20 protein-coding genes are annotated in these 17754 nt (G+C 49.8%); all 20 read right to left on the bottom strand.

Annotated elements, in window-relative coordinates; translation table 11 throughout:
- Positions 1-100: 100 nt before the first annotated feature.
- The 20 genes from AC3Y23_RS12475 to AC3Y23_RS12380 all read right to left on the bottom strand — a co-directional run bounded on the left by AC3Y23_RS12475 (position 101) and on the right by AC3Y23_RS12380 (position 17752).
- Complete coding sequence (locus AC3Y23_RS12475) at positions 101-1819, bottom strand: phospho-sugar mutase (RefSeq protein WP_379199234.1); 1719 nt, start codon at positions 1817-1819, stop codon at positions 101-103.
- A gap of 37 nt (positions 1820-1856) precedes the next feature.
- Positions 1857-2279, bottom strand: a complete 423-nt coding sequence (gene fabZ / locus AC3Y23_RS12470) for a 3-hydroxyacyl-ACP dehydratase FabZ (protein ID WP_379199232.1) — start codon at positions 2277-2279, stop codon at positions 1857-1859.
- Positions 2280-2575: 296 nt separating this feature from the next.
- A complete protein-coding gene (locus tag AC3Y23_RS12465) occupies positions 2576-2803 on the bottom strand; it encodes a DNA-directed RNA polymerase subunit beta (protein ID WP_379199230.1) in 228 nt (75 codons plus the stop codon).
- A gap of 8 nt (positions 2804-2811) precedes the next feature.
- Positions 2812-3633 (bottom strand): flagellar hook-basal body protein, encoded by an 822-nt coding sequence (locus AC3Y23_RS12460; protein WP_379199228.1) that lies wholly within the window; start codon positions 3631-3633, stop codon positions 2812-2814.
- A gap of 12 nt (positions 3634-3645) precedes the next feature.
- A complete protein-coding gene (locus tag AC3Y23_RS12455; protein WP_379199226.1) occupies positions 3646-4521 on the bottom strand; it encodes a flagellar hook-basal body protein in 876 nt (291 codons plus the stop codon).
- A 50-nt stretch (positions 4522-4571) separates the two neighbouring features.
- Positions 4572-5570 (bottom strand): rod shape-determining protein, encoded by a 999-nt coding sequence (locus AC3Y23_RS12450; RefSeq protein WP_379199224.1) that lies wholly within the window; start codon positions 5568-5570, stop codon positions 4572-4574.
- A 210-nt stretch (positions 5571-5780) separates the two neighbouring features.
- A complete protein-coding gene (spoIIID, locus tag AC3Y23_RS12445; protein ID WP_019915029.1) occupies positions 5781-6068 on the bottom strand; it encodes a sporulation transcriptional regulator SpoIIID in 288 nt (95 codons plus the stop codon).
- A gap of 246 nt (positions 6069-6314) precedes the next feature.
- Positions 6315-7055, bottom strand: coding sequence for a peptidoglycan DD-metalloendopeptidase family protein (locus AC3Y23_RS12440; RefSeq protein ID WP_379199222.1), 741 nt, complete (start codon positions 7053-7055; stop codon positions 6315-6317).
- 60 nt (positions 7056-7115) lie between these two features.
- Positions 7116-8243: a stage II sporulation protein D gene (gene spoIID / locus AC3Y23_RS12435; protein ID WP_379199220.1), complete on the bottom strand. Its 1128-nt coding sequence runs from the start codon at positions 8241-8243 to the stop codon at positions 7116-7118.
- Between the two features lie 150 nt (positions 8244-8393).
- Entirely contained in the window at positions 8394-9755 is a 1362-nt protein-coding gene (gene murA, locus AC3Y23_RS12430; protein WP_379199218.1) for a UDP-N-acetylglucosamine 1-carboxyvinyltransferase, read from the bottom strand.
- Positions 9756-9959: 204 nt separating this feature from the next.
- Positions 9960-10217 carry a DUF1146 family protein gene (locus AC3Y23_RS12425; RefSeq protein ID WP_379199216.1) on the bottom strand — a complete coding sequence of 86 codons (258 nt, stop codon included), beginning with the start codon at positions 10215-10217 and terminating at the stop codon, positions 9960-9962.
- Positions 10218-10466: 249 nt separating this feature from the next.
- Positions 10467-10883, bottom strand: a complete 417-nt coding sequence (locus AC3Y23_RS12420; protein WP_379199214.1) for a F0F1 ATP synthase subunit epsilon — start codon at positions 10881-10883, stop codon at positions 10467-10469.
- 65 nt (positions 10884-10948) lie between these two features.
- Positions 10949-12349 carry a F0F1 ATP synthase subunit beta gene (gene atpD, locus AC3Y23_RS12415; protein WP_379199212.1) on the bottom strand — a complete coding sequence of 467 codons (1401 nt, stop codon included), beginning with the start codon at positions 12347-12349 and terminating at the stop codon, positions 10949-10951.
- A gap of 163 nt (positions 12350-12512) precedes the next feature.
- Positions 12513-13382 (bottom strand): ATP synthase F1 subunit gamma, encoded by an 870-nt coding sequence (gene atpG, locus AC3Y23_RS12410; protein WP_379199210.1) that lies wholly within the window; start codon positions 13380-13382, stop codon positions 12513-12515.
- A gap of 239 nt (positions 13383-13621) precedes the next feature.
- On the bottom strand, positions 13622-15133 hold the full coding sequence (gene atpA, locus AC3Y23_RS12405; RefSeq protein WP_379199208.1) for a F0F1 ATP synthase subunit alpha: 1512 nt from the start codon (positions 15131-15133) through the stop codon (positions 13622-13624).
- Positions 15134-15144: 11 nt separating this feature from the next.
- A complete protein-coding gene (locus tag AC3Y23_RS12400) occupies positions 15145-15696 on the bottom strand; it encodes a F0F1 ATP synthase subunit delta (protein WP_379199206.1) in 552 nt (183 codons plus the stop codon).
- Positions 15693-16181, bottom strand: coding sequence for a F0F1 ATP synthase subunit B (gene atpF / locus AC3Y23_RS12395; protein WP_379199204.1), 489 nt, complete (start codon positions 16179-16181; stop codon positions 15693-15695). Before atpF ends, AC3Y23_RS12400 begins: the two co-directional genes overlap by 4 nt.
- A 97-nt stretch (positions 16182-16278) precedes the next feature.
- Positions 16279-16491 carry a F0F1 ATP synthase subunit C gene (gene atpE / locus AC3Y23_RS12390; protein WP_039877624.1) on the bottom strand — a complete coding sequence of 71 codons (213 nt, stop codon included), beginning with the start codon at positions 16489-16491 and terminating at the stop codon, positions 16279-16281.
- A gap of 105 nt (positions 16492-16596) precedes the next feature.
- Complete coding sequence (gene atpB, locus AC3Y23_RS12385) at positions 16597-17364, bottom strand: F0F1 ATP synthase subunit A (protein WP_379199201.1); 768 nt, start codon at positions 17362-17364, stop codon at positions 16597-16599.
- Positions 17365-17392: 28 nt separating this feature from the next.
- The gene (locus AC3Y23_RS12380; protein WP_379199199.1) at positions 17393-17752 is read right to left on the bottom strand and encodes an ATP synthase subunit I; all 360 of its coding nucleotides are present in this window, start codon (positions 17750-17752) and stop codon (positions 17393-17395) included.
- Between the last annotated feature and the right edge of the window lie 2 nt (positions 17753-17754).

The raw sequence follows: 17754 nt of genomic DNA, 5'->3' as shown, positions 1-17754 counted from the left end.
TTAAGCATAACAGCACCTGTTATCCGGCCCAAGCCCCCGCTTCACCACATTATACCCGGGCTTTGATCACCAGGAGAAATCCAATTTCTTGTTTTATTTCCTATTTGCCATCGACACGAGCCATAACCTGCTGGGACAGAGCCGCTATCTTATCCTTAGCATTCTGCAGCGATTGACCCCGCACTGCAAAATAAACTTTGATTTTTGGCTCTGTGCCGGAAGGACGCAGACAGAACCATGAACCGTCAGCCAGCATATATTTAAGAACGTTTTCCTTCGGCAGTCCGTTCAGACCGAGAGAGAAATCGAGAATTTCACTGACAGCCGAGCCAGCAATTTCTTGCGGCGGGTTGCTGCGCCAGTCGCTCATAATTCCCTGGATTTGTGCTACGCCATCTTTCCCTTTCAAAGTGCGTGATTCCAGACTTTCCAGGAAGTAGCCAAACTGCTCGTACAGCTCTTGAAGGACATCGTACAATGTTTTACCTTGTGCTTTATAGTAAGCCCCAGCCTCAGCGATTAGCATAGCCGCCAGCACTGCGTCCTTGTCGCGAGCATAGTTGCCGGCCAGATATCCATAGCTTTCTTCATAGCCGAACAGGTAAGTGTACTCGCCGGATGCTTCGAACTGGGTCATTTTTTCACCAATATATTTGAAGCCTGTTAATGTATTGAAAATAGTCGCGCCATAGTGAGCGGCAACAGCAGCTCCCATTTCACTCGTTACAACGGTTTTGACCACTGCACCATTCTTAGGAAGCTTGCCCTGCTCCTGCAGGCGGCTCAGATAATAGTGAATCATAAGTGCACCGGACTGGTTGCCGGACAGCACGACGAACTTGCCTTCGTTGTCACGCACTACAGCACCCATGCGGTCTGCGTCAGGGTCTGTTCCGATCAGCAGATCGGCATTCAGTTCTTCACCCAGCTTGATTGCCAATGTAAAGGCTTCGCGCTCCTCCGGATTCGGCGATTTCACTGTACTGAACTCGGCGTCCGGTTGCTCCTGCTCTGGCACTACATGCACTTGCGTGAATCCGATTTTCTCCAATACCTGGCGAACAGGATGGTTACCTGTACCATGCAGCGGCGTGTATACGATTTTGAAATCACGGCCAAGCTTCGCTGCAATCTCCTCACGCGCTACACTAACCGCAGCGACGGTATCGGTGAATGCCTCGTCTTCCTTCTCACCCAGCCAATGCAGTAATCCCTGACTCTCGGCCTCTTCTTGAGAAATACGTTTTACGGCATCGAAGGAATCTACCCCCATTATGTAGGAAATGACCTTCTCCGCTTCATGCGGGACGAGCTGTCCGCCTTCAGAATTATATACCTTATAGCCATTATATTCAGGAGGGTTATGACTCGCCGTAATCACTACACCGCCGGTTGCTTTCAAGTAGCGAACACTGAAAGACAGCTGTGGAGTAGAACGCAGTGAAGGATATAAGTAGGCTTCAATCCCGTTGCCTGCCAGCACAAGTGCAGTCTCAAGGGAAAACTCCGGCGAGAAATGGCGGGAATCATGAGCGATCACGACAGAAGGACGGCCTTCTCCAGTGTGCTGCTCCAAGATATACTCAGCGAAGCCTTGAGTCGCTCTGCCTACTGTGTAACGGTTAATCCGATTACTACCTGCACCAATAACGCCGCGCAGACCGCCAGTACCAAATTCCAGATCTCTGTAGAAACGTTCCTCAAGCTCCTGTGGGTCATTCTCCAGCGCACGCAGCTCCGCCTTAGTAGATTCGTCCACCGAAGGGTCTTGTAACCAGTGTTCTAGCGTTTCTGCAGCTTTCGGGCTTAATTGGGTCATATGAATCTCTCCTTGTCCATATATCATTTATAGGGTATCAATTCAATGCAAACATGATTTCTCCGGATGCAACAACCTTGCCGTCCACTTTTGCTGTGGCCTGTCCCTTGCCAATACTTCCCTTCAAGCGGGTAATTTCCACCTCAAGCACCAGGGTATCACCTGGAACCACCTGACCGCGGAAGCGGAAGCCGTCAAGCCCGGCCAAAAAGCCGATCTTGCCACGATTAGCTTCAACACCCAAGATTGCCACTGCGCCCACTTGAGCCAGCGCCTCGGTGATCAGCACACCTGGCATAACAGGATATCCGGGAAAATGACCTGCAAAGAAAGGTTCATTCACCGTTACATTTTTGATGCCAACTGCACGTTTGCCCATTTCTATTTCGGTAATTTTGTCCACCAGCAGAAATGGAGGCCGGTGGGGGATAATTTCTTGAATTTCATTAACATTCAACATTATGACAAAACTCCTTTCGGATGTACCGCGTGTTTACAGTAGCTTGCTGCTACAGCTTTGCACTTAAGTCATACTTTCTTAAGCCAGACTGCATAAACTCAGTCTGCTTCGGCAAAAACTATATTATCCTTCACCACCTGCAGAAGTGGAGGTTCAGATAAGGGGCTTTCTCCACCGTACGCGGCAGCCTGGCGGAGAGGGCCCTTTTTGTCGACTTAGTCCCCCATCATTATACATTTTTCAGTATAAAAAAGAAAACTCCCTTGTCAACAAGGGAGTTCCCGTGAGTGCCCCGGTCAGGGAGCAAAAACCAGATCATAGACATGCTTCCATGTGCTCCACTGCAGCACATCGCTGAATTCTTTTTTACCTAGTACAACATACCCGGCAACCAGGCCGCCTGCAAGGGCAGCCACCAGCAGCAATGGAATCAGAAACCACTGGATAATGGTCCACTTCCGCACGCCCCGCTTCTTCACCGGTGTACGATCTTCTTCCTGCTTATCGTGATTCTGACGACTCATTACTTCACCTACCCACGCATGTTATTGGCCAGGCCAAGCATCTGGTCACTGGAGGTCAGGGCCCGGGCAGCCAGCTGGTACGTGCGCTGAATCTGCATCAGTTCAGTCATTTCCTTGCTGAGGTCCACATTGGATTGCTCCAGCCAGCCGGAGCGCACCCCAACGGCCGATGCCCCATTTGCTGCCGGCTCCACAAAAGCCTGCTGTGCTGTGATGCCATCTGCTAATTTATAATAGCTGCCATCGATAGCTTGCAGTGCGTCCTTGCTCCGCGGCTCAGCAATCATGATTCGCGGGCCCTCCGTCACAGGACCATCTTCCCGCTGCTTGGTAAGCACTCGTCCTGTCTCGTCAATCGCTGCAATAACGTTAGCAGACACCGTAAGCGGATTTCCCTGTGTGTCTAATACAGAATGACCCTGATTGTCCACTAGTAGCATGTTCGCCGCATTATTGATATCCGGGGTAAAATGAAAATCACCCAAGCGTGTATATACCGTATCTCCGTTCACCTGAATACCAAATACTCCGTTTCCTTGAAGAGCCAGATCTGTCGGTTTCCCCGTCTCCTTCAAGGGACCTTCTTCCCAATCGTTTGCCACCTGGGATAAACGCACGCCAAACCCCATGTTGAAGCCAAGCGGTGTATTCCGTCCCGGCTGATTAAAATCAGGCGACTGCTGTTGTACACGGGTTAATACATCCTCAAAGGAGCCTTTTCTGGCTTTGTAACCAACCGTATCCACATTTGCGACGTTATCAGCAATAATATCCAGACGCTTCTGGAGACTGGACATGGAGACCGCTGCACTGATCGTTGAGTTATTCATGAATCAACCCTCCTATACCCTGCCAACTTCATTAACAGCCTTCTGCAGGCTGCTGTCATAGAACTGGATAACCTTCTGATTCGCTTCATATGCCCGGTAAGCCGCGTTCAGATCTACAGTCACCTGAGTTGCATCCACATTGGAGTTCTCCAGAAAGCCCTGACGAACCTTCAGGTTATCTTCATTATTCGCGAACCGGATACCCGCAGTATTGACATCCTCAGCATGAAATACACCGTTACCATCACGCACCAATTCCTGGGGCTTGGTGATCACACTGATGCCAATCTTCGTTCCCGAGGGCTGCCCTGTCTCAGGATCCAGCAAATTCCCCTGCCCGTCCACTTTAAGGTTGTCCTGCGGTTCTGTCAAGACCAGCGGGTTGCCTTGATCATCCAGCACCTTGAACCCGCCTGCACTAAGTACATTGCCTGTCGGAGTGACCGTGAAGCTTCCGTTGCGTGTATATAAATTGTTGCCGTCATTATCCTGTACAGTAAAAAAGGCTTGGGGGCGGTAAATTACCTCTCCCTGGGGACTGGTATACTTGCCTGATCCGTCAAACGTAATATTCTCGCCTGTAACGGGGTCTACGACCTGTAAATTCGTGTCCAGTGCAAAATCGACCGGTTTGCCGCTCTCAATCAGATCACCCTGCAAATATTGGGAAATGGATTGCTCTGCAAATACACCTGTGTTGATCCGTCCGATCGGCTTCGTCACGCCATTATTCATGGCGGAAATCAGCGCTTCAGGAAACGCATGGCTGACACTGTCAACCTGCTTGTACCCCGTTGTATTCAAGTTGGCGATATTCTGCGTTGCCGTATCATGCCGGCGCTGTTGCGTAACCATGCCGGCGGCAGCCGTGTACAGTCCTCTTAGCATTAAAGGATGTCCCCTTCCTAGGTCTTCTTCTATTCCTTTTTATCGGCTGCCTAGAACTTTTTCTTAACGACCTTGTCCAAATTGTCCAGCATGATGCCCGTTCCCTTAACCACGCAATGCATAGGATCTTCGGCAATCCAGACAGGCACGTGCAATTGTTCTGCCAGCAGCTCGTCCAATCCGTTCAGCATCGCACCGCCTCCGGTCAGGACAACACCCCGATCGATAATATCTGCCGACAGCTCAGGCGGTGTACGTTCAAGCACCGATTTGGCAGCAGCAACTATAGAAGAAACCGGGTCCCACAGAGCTTCCTGCACTTCACTGGAGGAAATGGTTAAGGTCTGCGGCAGTCCACTGACCATGTCACGTCCGCGGATATCAAGCTCCGCCTGCATGCCGCTTGGACGTACCGTACCGATAGACACCTTGATATCCTCGGCAGTGCGCTCCCCGATCAACAGTTTATATTTTTGCTTAATATATTTTAAAATGGCATCGTCGAACTTGTCCCCTGCAACTTTAATCGAAGAGGCGGTAACGACGTCGCCCATGGACAATACGGCTACATCCGTCGTTCCGCCGCCAATATCGACGACCATGTTTCCACTTGGTTGATAAATATCCATTCCCGCACCAATCGCTGCGGCCTTCGGCTCTTCTTCCATGAATACTTCTTTGGCCCCACTGCGTTCCGCCGCTTCCCGAATAGACTTCTGCTCAACAGAAGTAATATTCGTAGGCGCGCAAATGAGAATGCGGGGCCGTGCGTACCAACTGCGGCCACCCACGCGGTCGATGAAATACTTCAGCATCATTTCCGTAATTTCAAAATCGGCGATAACCCCGTCCCGAAGTGGACGGATCGTCGTGATATTCCCGGGTGTGCGTCCTACCATCCGCCGGGCCTGCTCTCCCACCGCAAGGACTTTCTTCGTATCACTTTCAAGCGTGACCACAGAAGGTTCATCCAGAACGACTCCCCTTCCTTTAACATGAATGAGCACATTGGCCGTGCCGAGATCGATTCCGATATCCTTGCTAAGCATAATGAAAGAGCCCCCAAAGTGTTATTTTAGAATGAACTGCAAATTATATAAACCAAAGAATGATATGACCATTTTCGACCCTACGTAAGAAGTAGGTCATTAGATCTATTTCTTTAGTTCAACATATATAGTACCAAATTTAAAAATACCATACTTTAGGGGATTTATACAATGCGTTAAAATTAAATATTCCTTAAAATTCCGAAAATGTTATGGCTTTGACGCTACAGCAACCTCACGCTTTTTTCCAGTGGTCTTTTTATATTTGATCTTTGTGGCTTCTCCCCCCCGCAGATGTCGGATGGATTTGTGATATTCGAGAATGTGCTTCACCTGATCAGCCAGATCAGGGTTGATCTCAGGTAGACGCTCCGTCAAATCCTTGTGCACCGTGCTCTTTGAAACGCCAAATTCCTTGGCTATGGTTCGGACCGTGTGCCTTGTTTCCACGATGCAGCGTCCAATTTTGATCGTACGTTCCTTGATGTAATCGTGCACGCTCCCGCCTCCCAACTGTGGATAGTTTGGTACATTATATGAGTGGCGGGCCTATATATTCGCGCTTTCAGGACATGACAAGCTGTGGGAGGCTCATTTTATTTGGTGGACAACCGTAAATCAGGGCATGCTCGCTCTTGATTGTCCGTGTAAGCAGGCAATGATTACTAGGCCGCTGTAGGACTTATAAAGTCCTGTATACAAAAAAAGCAGAGGGCATCCGCCCCCTGCCTTTCGAAAAAATAATTATTTGCGCTCTGGAAGCAAATCCGAAGGATTCACAAGCTTGCCGTCTTTGTACACTTCAAAGTGAACATGATTGCCGAGCGTTTTCTCGACTTCATTGCGTCCGGCTGAAGCAAGAATATCTCCTTGCTTGACTTCGTCACCTTGCTTCACTTTGGCTTCACCCAGACTTTGGTACACTGTCTTCAGGTTACCGGCTGAAGTAATTTCAACCACCGTACCATTGACCGGATGATTCTCCACCCGTTCCACTTTACCGCTCAGTGCAGCCTTAACATCAAATGGCTTGTTGTCTTCACGGGCGATATCAATTCCCGTATTAGGCGTAAAGGTGTCGTTATATTGCACCATCGCTTCTACGTGATTTTCTTCAGTCCCGTTCTCGTCATAATACGGCTTGACCACTTCAATCTCAGCGGGGTTGCTCACCGGCCAGGCAATGTCTTCTGCTGAAGCCACTACTTCCATGGAATCGGGATTTCCGTTTGCTGGAATGCTTTGGTCGTCTCCAGTTTCCTTGTTGACAACGGCGGCGGTGTCCTGAGTCAGCGGTTTAGTACCCGCATCCTGATAGACCCACACCAAGGTTAGTATAATTGCCGCTGCCGCCGTGTAGACTGCCGGAAATACCCACCGCTTGGATAACAGTCTGTTCCATGAAGAAGGCTTCGCACCTGAATCTCCCTGCTTATTTTTGAGAGATTCATCATGGGTTGTTTTGTTTTTGTCTTGTTCATTCATAGTTTATCACCTCAGTAACCAGTGTTACCGGGCAATCTGCTTTTATACGTATCTTTCAAGTTATTTTTTCAAAAGAGTTGAGACTTGCGTGAAGGTGATTCCCGTGTAATAGTGTTTGAGAATTTGCGTAGCCGTTCCGCCCTCCTTGGCCATCCCGTTCGCTCCCCACTGACTCATACCTACACCATGACCATTACCGTAGGTGGTGATTAGAATCTGTTCACCCTTGCGCTTCCAGGTGAACTGGCTCGACCGCAGCCCCAGCTTCTCCCGCACTTCCCGGCCGGTAAACACCTGCCCACCGATAGAAATCTCCTTGATCCGGTGCCCTGTAGTTAAAGACAACACTTCCATCGGCAACGCTGACGGGGAAGTGGTTCCGTCCTTGGCGGACGCCGATAGATCTTTGATTACCGGGACAGCTCCCTTACCCGCTCCCAGCTTGGACATCAGCTCCTGAACCGTGAACGCTGAGGTTACTGCATAATTGGGGGTAATCTCTTTATCCCATGGACTGGCTACGCTGCGCAAATAGGGCACCGCTCCCTTCCAATACTCTTCCGAATTTTCCGTATAACCTCCACTGGATGCAAAAAAGGAGGCTGTGATCGGCTGTCCGTTATACGTCATAATCACGCCACGAGTCTCCAGAACTGCGCGATGGATCTTCTCCTGCTGCGTCTGTGTAAAATCCTGTTTCAGTTTCTTGGACGAAACGTAAGCCTGGTGGTTGACCGTGTCGGTGACATTCGCGCCCGGCACTGGCACGCCGCTGACGTCGCCGGCTACGAGGCGACGGGCAATAAAGGTGCGGGCCGCTACGGCCTGTGCTTTGAGCGCCTCAAGCTCAAAGTCGGCCGGCATCTCGGCCGCCACCACGCCGCTGACGTACTCTTCCAGCGGCAGTGTCTCTATTTGTCCGCTGCGCGACAAATAGACAGAGACTTGCGGCTGCGGGGTGCCCTCCGCAGCTGGGGCCTGCACCGCCGGAGCCGCTGTATGCTGCGGCGGTGCAGGGGGCGGGGCTTGGCCGTGCCGGGGACCGATCACGGCCAGAGGCAGCAGCAGCGCCGCGAGGAGTGGCGCTGCCAACCAAGCGGCAGGCGCTAGGCGCTTCGCATACGGCGCCGTGCGCCGCAAAGAGAGGCGCCGATTCTTCCAGCGCCGGGTATAACGGGAATCTTTCATCTCTATGGCTCCTTCCTGTGCTCCACTGGCTGATTCTTATAGATATGAATCTCAGCCAACTGCTAGAACAGGAAATGAGAGAAAGAGAGTTGAACAAAAAAGCCAAGCGGCAGGAACGCCACTTGGCTTACTTTTGCAAATGAATTGATATTATACCCAGGTCGGTTGAACTTGGAAACGAGGTTTCGCTTCTTCGTTCTTGCTTTTGGAAGTCTCAGACTTAGAAGCTTCTTCCTTCTCGGTAGCAGCGTCTTCCATGGAAATACGCCAGATATCCGCACCAAGTCCCGACAGCTTCTCTGCCAAATGAACATATCCACGGTCGATATGGTGAGTTCCGGATACTTCTGTAGTTCCTTCAGCCACAAGGCCTGCCAGAATCAGTGCTGCTCCGGCACGCAGATCGGTGGCACAAACTTTGGCGCCTACGAGGCGAGCATTGCCCGTCACGATCGCGGAGCGGCCTTCAATCTTGATCTCCGCATTCATATTATGGAATTCATCCACATGCATAAAGCGGTTCTCAAATACAGTCTCGGTAACTACGCTGGTGCCTTCAGAGCGAAGTAGCAACGCCATCATTTGTGACTGCATATCCGTCGGGAAACCAGGATACGGCAGTGTCTTCAGATCAACAGCCTTCAGCGGCTTGTCGCTGATCACGCGCACACCGTTCTCGTCAGGAATAATGGTTACGCCCATTTCTTCCATCTTCGCAATTACAGGTCCCAAGTGGTCAGCAATCGCACCTTCCACATATACATCGCCGCCTGTGATCGCTGCAGCAGCCATGTAAGTACCTGCCTCGATACGGTCAGGAATAACATGATGCTTCACGCCATGCAGAGACTCAACGCCTTCAATACGGATCACACCTGTGCCGGCACCCCGAACGATAGCGCCCATACCATTCAGGTAATTGGCTAGGTCAACAATCTCTGGCTCTTTGGCCGCATTCTCAATTACGGTTACACCCTCCGCAAGAGCTGCCGCCATCATTATGTTCTCGGTCGCGCCTACGCTGGCTACATCCAGATAAATCTTGGCTCCACGCAGCCTTCCGTTACTTTTCGCTTCAATGTAGCCTTGGCCGAGACTGATCTCTGCACCAAGCGCCTCAAATCCTTTTAAATGCTGATCAATAGGTCGAGTACCGATTGCACACCCGCCTGGCAAAGAAATTCTTGTACGTCCCAATCGGGACAACAGTGGCCCCATCACTAGGAAAGAAGCCCGCATTTTGCGTACCCATTCATAAGGTGCTTCACAGGAGGAGATACTTCTGGCATCCACCTCAATAATATCGTTCTGGTATGTAACCCCTGCCCCCAGAGATTCCAGCACTTTGCTAATCGTCATTACATCGTCAAGCGGAGGTGCGTCCACAATGACGCTAACTCCTTCTTCTGCCAATAAAGAGGCGGCTATGATCGGTAGTACGGAATTTTTTGCGCCGCTAACTTTCACGCTCCCGGTCAATCTGTTGCCACCGCGGACGATAAATTTGCTCATTTCGGTTTCCCTCCGCGTCCATTATTTCTTAAAATAAATGTTAATCTTAATTTAAGTGCCACTGTCATATTATCGCATTTTCCGTCATTTCATCCTGTTTTTCGAGTACATCCCTTAAAATTCAGTGTTGACATAATAAAAAATTATTATTCGATGTCTTACTGCAACTTATGGCCTACGAACTTATAACCAAACCCTTACGTCTTAAAACATATGGCGGATCTGCGAGCTCCACCCCAGATAATCCAGCAGAAATCCGGCCACGAAGTGGCCCAGAACAATGGCTAGCAGCAAGTGCAGCAGCCTACCTTGCGGGCTCTTGGGATATCTTATGATGAGATCGAGCTTAAGGTTCTGCAAAGCCCACCAAGATAATACAACGCAGAGCAATGATACAACCATTGAGACCAATCCGCTGCGGCCGATTGCGCCAGACAACTCCGCGGTCAACATTTCATTCATGTTTACCCCCCGTGTAACCTTACTCGGAAATCGACTCTTATATCATACTTGCGTAGGGGAAAAGAATCCAGTACTTTTACAAATTTTTAAACAATATAGCTCCAATATCCTAGAATATCACTAGATGTTCACTTTCACAACCTCCATAAGGCCTTAAATCGTGTTTTAAAAAGAATCCAGTAATTTACTCAATGTCCAGCTGAAAGATACAAAAAGACGGCCAAGCCCTTAAGCTTGACCGCCATACTATTACTGTTGTCCTTTTCCGGTGGACACTTTGATCCGTGTAACGGCGCGTTGCAGCGCCAACTCCGCACGGCGATGATCAATATCGTCCTGCTTGCTACGCGACTGCAAACGGCGCTGAGCCCGTTCTTTAGCCGCCTCGGCGCGCTCAACATCGATATCCTTAGGCAGCTCGGCACTTTCAGCCAGCACGGTTACCTTGTCTTTGTGCACCTCAACGAAACCGCCGTGTACGGCGATTGAGATCGTAACACCGTCCGCCTTAACGGACAGCGGAGCAACCTGAAGTGGAGTTACAAGCGGAATGTGTCCGGGCAAAATACCCAATTCGCCTTCTACCCCACGTACAGTCAGGCTGTTCACCTGTTTTGAGTAGACTAGACGATCCGGCGTGACAATTTCCAATAGAAAAGTGTTCACTTCCATTCCTCCTAAAAGCTTTACCACAGTAAAGCTCGCATCGAGAGCCTTAACTCAGCTCAGGGTTACAATGATTTCGCTTTTTCGACTGCTTCTTCAATCGTACCTACAAAGAGGAATGCCGCTTCCGGAAGATCGTCATGCTTACCATCCAGAATCTCTTTGAAGCTGCGAACCGTTTCTTTAATTGGCACGTATTTGCCTTTGAAACCGGTGAACTGCTCGGCCACGTGGAAAGGCTGAGACAAGAAGCGTTCCACTCTACGAGCGCGGGCTACAATCACCTTGTCTTCTTCGCTCAGCTCATCCATACCGAGGATTGCGATGATGTCCTGAAGCTCGTTGTAACGTTGAAGCAGTTGCTTAACGCCTTGAGCCACGTTATAGTGCTCATCGCCAACAACTTCAGGTGCGAGAATCCGCGAGCTGGACGCCAGTGGGTCAACCGCAGGGAAAATCCCTTTTTCAGAGATTTTACGCTCCAAGTTAGTTGTAGCATCCAAGTGAGCAAATGCTGTCGCCGGAGCAGGGTCAGTATAGTCATCCGCAGGCACGTAAATAGCCTGAATGGAAGTAACGGAACCTTTTTTCGTCGAAGTAATACGCTCTTGCAATTGACCCATTTCCGTTGCCAGCGTTGGCTGGTAACCAACCGCGGAAGGCATGCGTCCGAGCAAGGCGGATACTTCAGAACCTGCTTGAGTAAAGCGGAAGATGTTATCGATAAACAGCAGCGTGTCGCGGCCTTCCACATCACGGAAATATTCCGCCATAGTAAGACCAGTCAGTGCTACACGCAGACGCGCGCCCGGAGGCTCGTTCATCTGTCCGAACACCATCGCTGTTTTCTTGATAACGCCGGAGTCCGTCATTTCATGGTACAAGTCGTTACCTTCACGAGTACGCTCGCCCACGCCCGCGAATACGGAGATACCGCCGTGCTCTTGAGCAATGTTATTGATCAATTCCTGGATCGTTACGGTTTTACCTACGCCGGCACCACCGAACAGACCGATCTTACCACCCTTAGCATAAGGAGCAAGCAAGTCGATAACCTTGATTCCAGTTTCCAGAATTTCCGCTTGGGTAGACAGTTCATCGAACGTCGGAGCCAGACGGTGAATCGGATCCTTTTGCTCAGCTACAATCTCTGCGCCGTTATCAATTGGATTTCCGAGTACGTTAAATACACGGCCCAGTGTCACTTCGCCAACAGGAACCGAGATTGGTCCTCCTTGGTCGATAGCTTCCAGCCCGCGTACCAGCCCGTCTGTAGTAGACATAGCGATACAACGTACCAGATTGTCACCCAGATGATTGGAAACCTCAAGCGTCAAATCGATCTTGCGGTCATTCTCCAGGCTGGTCTCAATTTTAATGGCGTTGAATATCTCGGGCAACTGGCCGCGTTCAAATTCAATATCCACAACCGGACCCATAATGCTTACAACGCGTCCTTTGTTCATCTTAGTTTCCCTCCTCGAAAGCTATTACATTAAGGAGAAACGACAGTGCCGTCCTTGAAGAACTTAAGCTCTACAAGGCAGCGATACCTCGTATCGCTTTGGCGGCACCCGATTCTCGTAAAATATAAGCTAATGTTAAGCGATGCTTAACACCCTATATATTTTAAGACTGCGCGTTTGCCCCGGCCACGATCTCGGTGATTTCCTGCGTAATTGCCGCTTGACGAGCACGGTTGTACGTAAGGGTAAGATCCCCGATCATTTTCGACGCATTCTTCGTTGCATTGCCCATCGCTGTCATCTTTGCACCCAGCTCGCTAGCTTTGCCGTCCAGTATTGCACTATAAATCAGAGTCTCGGCATACTTCGGAAGCAGCACTTCCAAAACGCCCATAGGAGAAGGCTCGTATTCATAGTTGGCACTGGCTTCATGATGATCTTTTTCGCTCACTGTCTCCATCGGCAGCAACCGATCAACGGTCGGAACTTGAGTGATGGCATTAACGAAACGGTTGTAACATACATACAGTTCGTCAAAGTCACCATCTACGAACTTCTGAACAGACGAGTTGGCAATGGACTTGATGTCCGCAAACTTCGGTGTATCAGAAAGCTCGGTTACCGTCTCGATAATCGGGTACTCACGGCGGCGCAGGAAGTCACGGCCTTTGCGGCCAATAACGAACAAAACGTACTCGTCTTTCGACTTGTGGCGTTCTGCGATGAGCATAGTCACCTTACGCAAAATATTGGCGTTGTATCCACCGGCCAGACCTCTGTCCGAAGTGACGATGAGATATCCTGTCTTTTTAACAGGACGGCTGACCAGCATGGGATGCTGAATGCCTTCCGAACCGGAGGCAATGCTCGTTACGACCTCTTTCAGCTTCTCTGAATAAGGACGGGCAGCCTCGGCTTTCTCCTGCGCTTTTCTGAGCTTGGAGGCAGCTACCATCTCCATCGCTTTGGTGATCTGTCTGGTGTTTTTAACGCTTTTGATTTGACGTTTAATATCACGCATGCTTCTTGCCATGATTTCACCACCTTTAAGCTTTGACGAAGTCAAAGCTGACTTCGTAAGCATTTGCTAAGCTTTGACGAAGTCAAAGCTATCTTCGTAAGCATCTACTTTGCTTTGACGAAGCCAAAGCAAAGTTCGCAAGTATAATCTTTGAGCTTTGACACCGTCAAAGCTCAATTTCACTGAAATCATTCTATTAACAAGCTCTGCAGGCATTACTCTCGCAAACCAAGGAGCTTTATCATCAAGGTTTAGCTAGTCGCGAAACCTCTTTTGAATTTCTCAATGGCTTCTTTCAATGCAGTCTCGTTATCCGCAGTTAAATCCTTCGTATCCGTGATAGACTTGAGGATCTCGGAAGCGCTGCTGTCTACGAATGCCAGGAACTCTTTCTCGAAGCGTCTAACATCTTTGACAGGAATATCATCCAAATGACCTTTAACAGCCGTGTACAAGCTGACTACTTGATGCTCAACGGACAGCGGCTGATTCACGCCCTGTTTCAGAATTTCCATCATACGAGCACCGCGGTTCAGACGGGCCTGCGTAGATTTATCAAGATCGGAACCGAACTGGGAGAACGCCTGAAGCTCACGGTATTGGGCCAGATCCAGACGGAGCGAGCCGGCAACCTTCTTCATAGCTTTGATCTGTGCGGATCCCCCTACACGGGATACGGAGATACCGACGTTGATCGCCGGACGTTGACCGGAGTAGAACAGGTCGGACTCCAAGAAGATTTGGCCGTCAGTGATCGAGATTACGTTCGTAGGAATGTAAGCCGATACGTCAGAAGCCTGTGTTTCGATGAACGGCAACGCGGTTAATGAACCACCACCAAGCTCATCGCTAAGCTTCGCTGCACGTTCCAAAAGACGGGAGTGCAAGTAGAATACGTCACCTGGGAAAGCTTCACGGCCCGGTGGACGACGGAGCAGCAAGGACAACTCGCGGTATGCGGAAGCTTGCTTGGAAAGGTCATCATAGATAACCAATACGTGCTCGCCTTTGTACATGAAGTACTCACCCATTGCGCAGCCTGCGTACGGAGCGATAAAGAGCAATGGAGAAGGTTCGGATGCCGATGCAGTTACAACGATGGTATATTCGAGCGCACCATGGCGGCGGAGAGTTTCCACTACCTGTGCTACTGTGGATTGCTTTTGTCCAATGGCAACATAGATACATTTCATGCCGTTGCCTTTTTGGTTGATGATGGCATCGATTGCGATTGCGGTTTTACCAGTTTGACGGTCACCGATGATGAGCTCACGTTGTCCGCGGCCGATCGGCACCATTGCGTCAATCGCCTTCAGACCCGTTTGCATTGGTTCGTGAACCGATTTACGGTCGATAACACCTGGTGCATTGTTTTCTACAGGACGGAATTCAGTCGTTGCGATTGGACCTTTGCCATCGAGCGGCTGTCCAAGTGCGTTCACGACACGACCCAGCAGGGCTTCGCCAACCGGTACCTGCATAATGCGGCCTGTACGCTTCACTTGATCGCCTTCACGAATTTCCTTGTACTCACCCAGGATAACAACACCGACGTTGCTTTCTTCCAGGTTGAGCGCCATGCCTACTACACCGTTGGAGAACTCCAGCAATTCGCCTGCCATTGCGTTTTCCAGACCGTAGACACGGGCGATACCGTCGCCGACTTGAATGACGGTGCCAATCTCGGCAACTTCGATATCGGTTTTATATTGCTCAATTTGACTTTTGATCAAAGTGCTGATCTCTTCAGGTCTGATGCCCAATATCCTCACCCCTATCTTCTATGCTTATCGTTAAAAGATTTCTCGAGACGTTCCAGCTTGCCGGACAAACTGCCATCATACAGCGTGTCGCCGATAACAACCTTCAGTCCGCCGAGCACACTCTCGTCAACCACGTTCTTCACACGAATCTTGCGATTCACCAGTTGACCGAATTCGGCTGCTACCGCTGCCTTCTCATCTTCGCTAAGCGAATAAGCTGAATATACAGTGGCATCTCCGATTCCGAGAGCGTCTCCTTCAATTTTGATATATGTTTCCAGCAGATCGGCAAAAATGTCGGTTCTGCCCCGTGACACAAGCAGCTCAACCGTATTCAATACGGTCGGTGAAAGCTTGTCTTCAAGCACAGAACGCAGCACTTTCAGTTTGTCGGATTGCGAGATGCGTGGAGCCAGGATAAAGCGTTTCACTTCCTGGTCGTTATGAAGAACTTCGACTACCGCCTTGAGCTCCTCTTCAACCTGAAGCGTAATTCCTTTCTCTACCGCAGCGCTATACAGCGCTTTGGCATAGCGTCCCGCAACTACCGTATCGCGGCTCATGATCTGCCTCCTACCTCTTTGAGGTATTGATCAACAAGCTGCTCCTGTTCGCCGCTCGCGCTTACTTCTTTCTTGATCAGCTTGGAAGCAATCCGTACGGATGCTGTACCAATCTCGCTGCGAAGTTCTTCGACAGCTTTGTTCTTCTCGTTCTCGATATCCCGGACAGCCTCGTCCTTGATGCGAGAAGCTTCGGATTTGGCTTGCTCCAGAATCTTGTCCATTTGTTGATTGCTCGTGATCTGGGATTGCTGGATGATGTTCTGAGCTTCCTGGCGTGCGTTGTTCAACGCCTGCTTTTGCTCTTCCACGTACGCGACCGCCTGCTCTCTGGTCTTCGCCGCTTCGTCCATCTGCTGCATTACCAGCTCACGGCGTTTCTCCATAATCCCGAACAATTTACTGAACGCAAATTTGCTCAGCAGGAAATATAGAATCAAAAACGCAGCGATTGAAAAAACGATATTTGTCCAAACGATATCCACTGAGGTCACTCCCTTCCATTACCGCGTCTTGCGGACGTATACAAAAGTAAGGCGCGGATGGCACTTGCCCTCCCCGCCAAACCGTAGGTACGGTTTATTAAGAAAACATGATCAGGAATGCAATAACTGTTGCGGCCAAAGGAATAACCTCGACGATACCTACACCGATAAACATAGTCGTTTGCAGGGCGTTACGAGCTTCCGGTTGACGAGCGATGGATTCTACCGTTCTACTAACGATCATACCGTTACCAAGACCTGCGCCAAGTGCGCCCAAACCAACCGCGATTGCTGCTGCCAAAAATTCCATTTGTAAATATCCTCCTTTAATTTCGGTTCAAATTGTGTTTAATGATATAACATATCTCCCGCGAAGGTACGATCGGCGGCTGCCGTTTGTCTTCACGACAGCTCATTAATGTGCTTCTTCTTCGTGAATCGTCATCTGCGCGATGTATACCATCGTCAGAATCGTAAAGATAAACGCCTGCAGTGCCCCAACGAAAATACTGAAGCCCTGCCATACAGCCAGAAACGGTATACTGAGAACCCCCAGCTTCAGAATAACAGTAATCAGAACCTCACCCGCGAAAATGTTCGCGTAAAGCCGGATTGCCAAAGCGATAGGCTTGGCCAAGTTCTCAATAATGTTAAGCGGCAAGAAAATTGGAAACGGCTCAACAAAGTGTTTGAAATAATGCTTGCCGTTGAGCTTGATGCCCAGGTAGTTCATTAGTACAAACACAATAAGTGCCAGCCCCGCAGTGACATTGATATCTGCTGTCGGCGATTTGTACCAAAGGATCTCAACGTGGTCACCATGTGCAAGGTTCTTCGTAGCTTCAATCACATGTCCGAATACAGTAACCGGTCCATGTGCCTCAGTCACGACTGAAAACGGCAGTCCGAGCAAGTTGGATACGAAAATGAACAGGATTAAGGTTAGTCCCAAAGAGATATAAGGCTTCCCTTTCTTCAGATCCATCGCACTTCCAATGACTCCCTGTACAAACTCCACAACCCATTCCATAAAGTTCTGAAGTTTGGAAGGATTCTCCACGGATAGATTACGAACCGACAGCATGACCAGAACGAACACTACTGTACAACTGATCAGCAGCATCAGCACGACGGACAAGTCTATCGGAATTCCCCCAAGCATGATTTTCGGCATAGCATGCATAGCATCTCCCCCTTTCTCTTTAATCTGGTTACATTTTTTTCTTGATGCTCAGATATATTCCCGCAGGAATAGCGAGAAGCTGGGGAATAAATAGGCCGGCTATGGTTGCTTCCAGCGAGAAATGCTCGATTTTGACCGAGAACATAGTGACCAAAATGGCGAAGCAAATCCGTGTGACAAAACCAAGATTGAAGGCATTCCCTTCCTTGTTCGCAATACTCTGCGTTACCCGTCTGACCTTAACGGCCAGGTATCGGAAATTTACCAATCCCGCCACCAGCCCCAGAGCCATGCCCAGGGTAACAGTCCGGGTCTCGTGATGAAGAGCCCATCCCATTACCAGTCCTGCCATAAGGACAAGGGTCACTCTGGTGACAGTATTGATCATGG

The organism is Paenibacillus sp. MAHUQ-45, from assembly GCF_058133325.1.
This window is presented reverse-complemented; position numbering and strand designations above follow the sequence as displayed.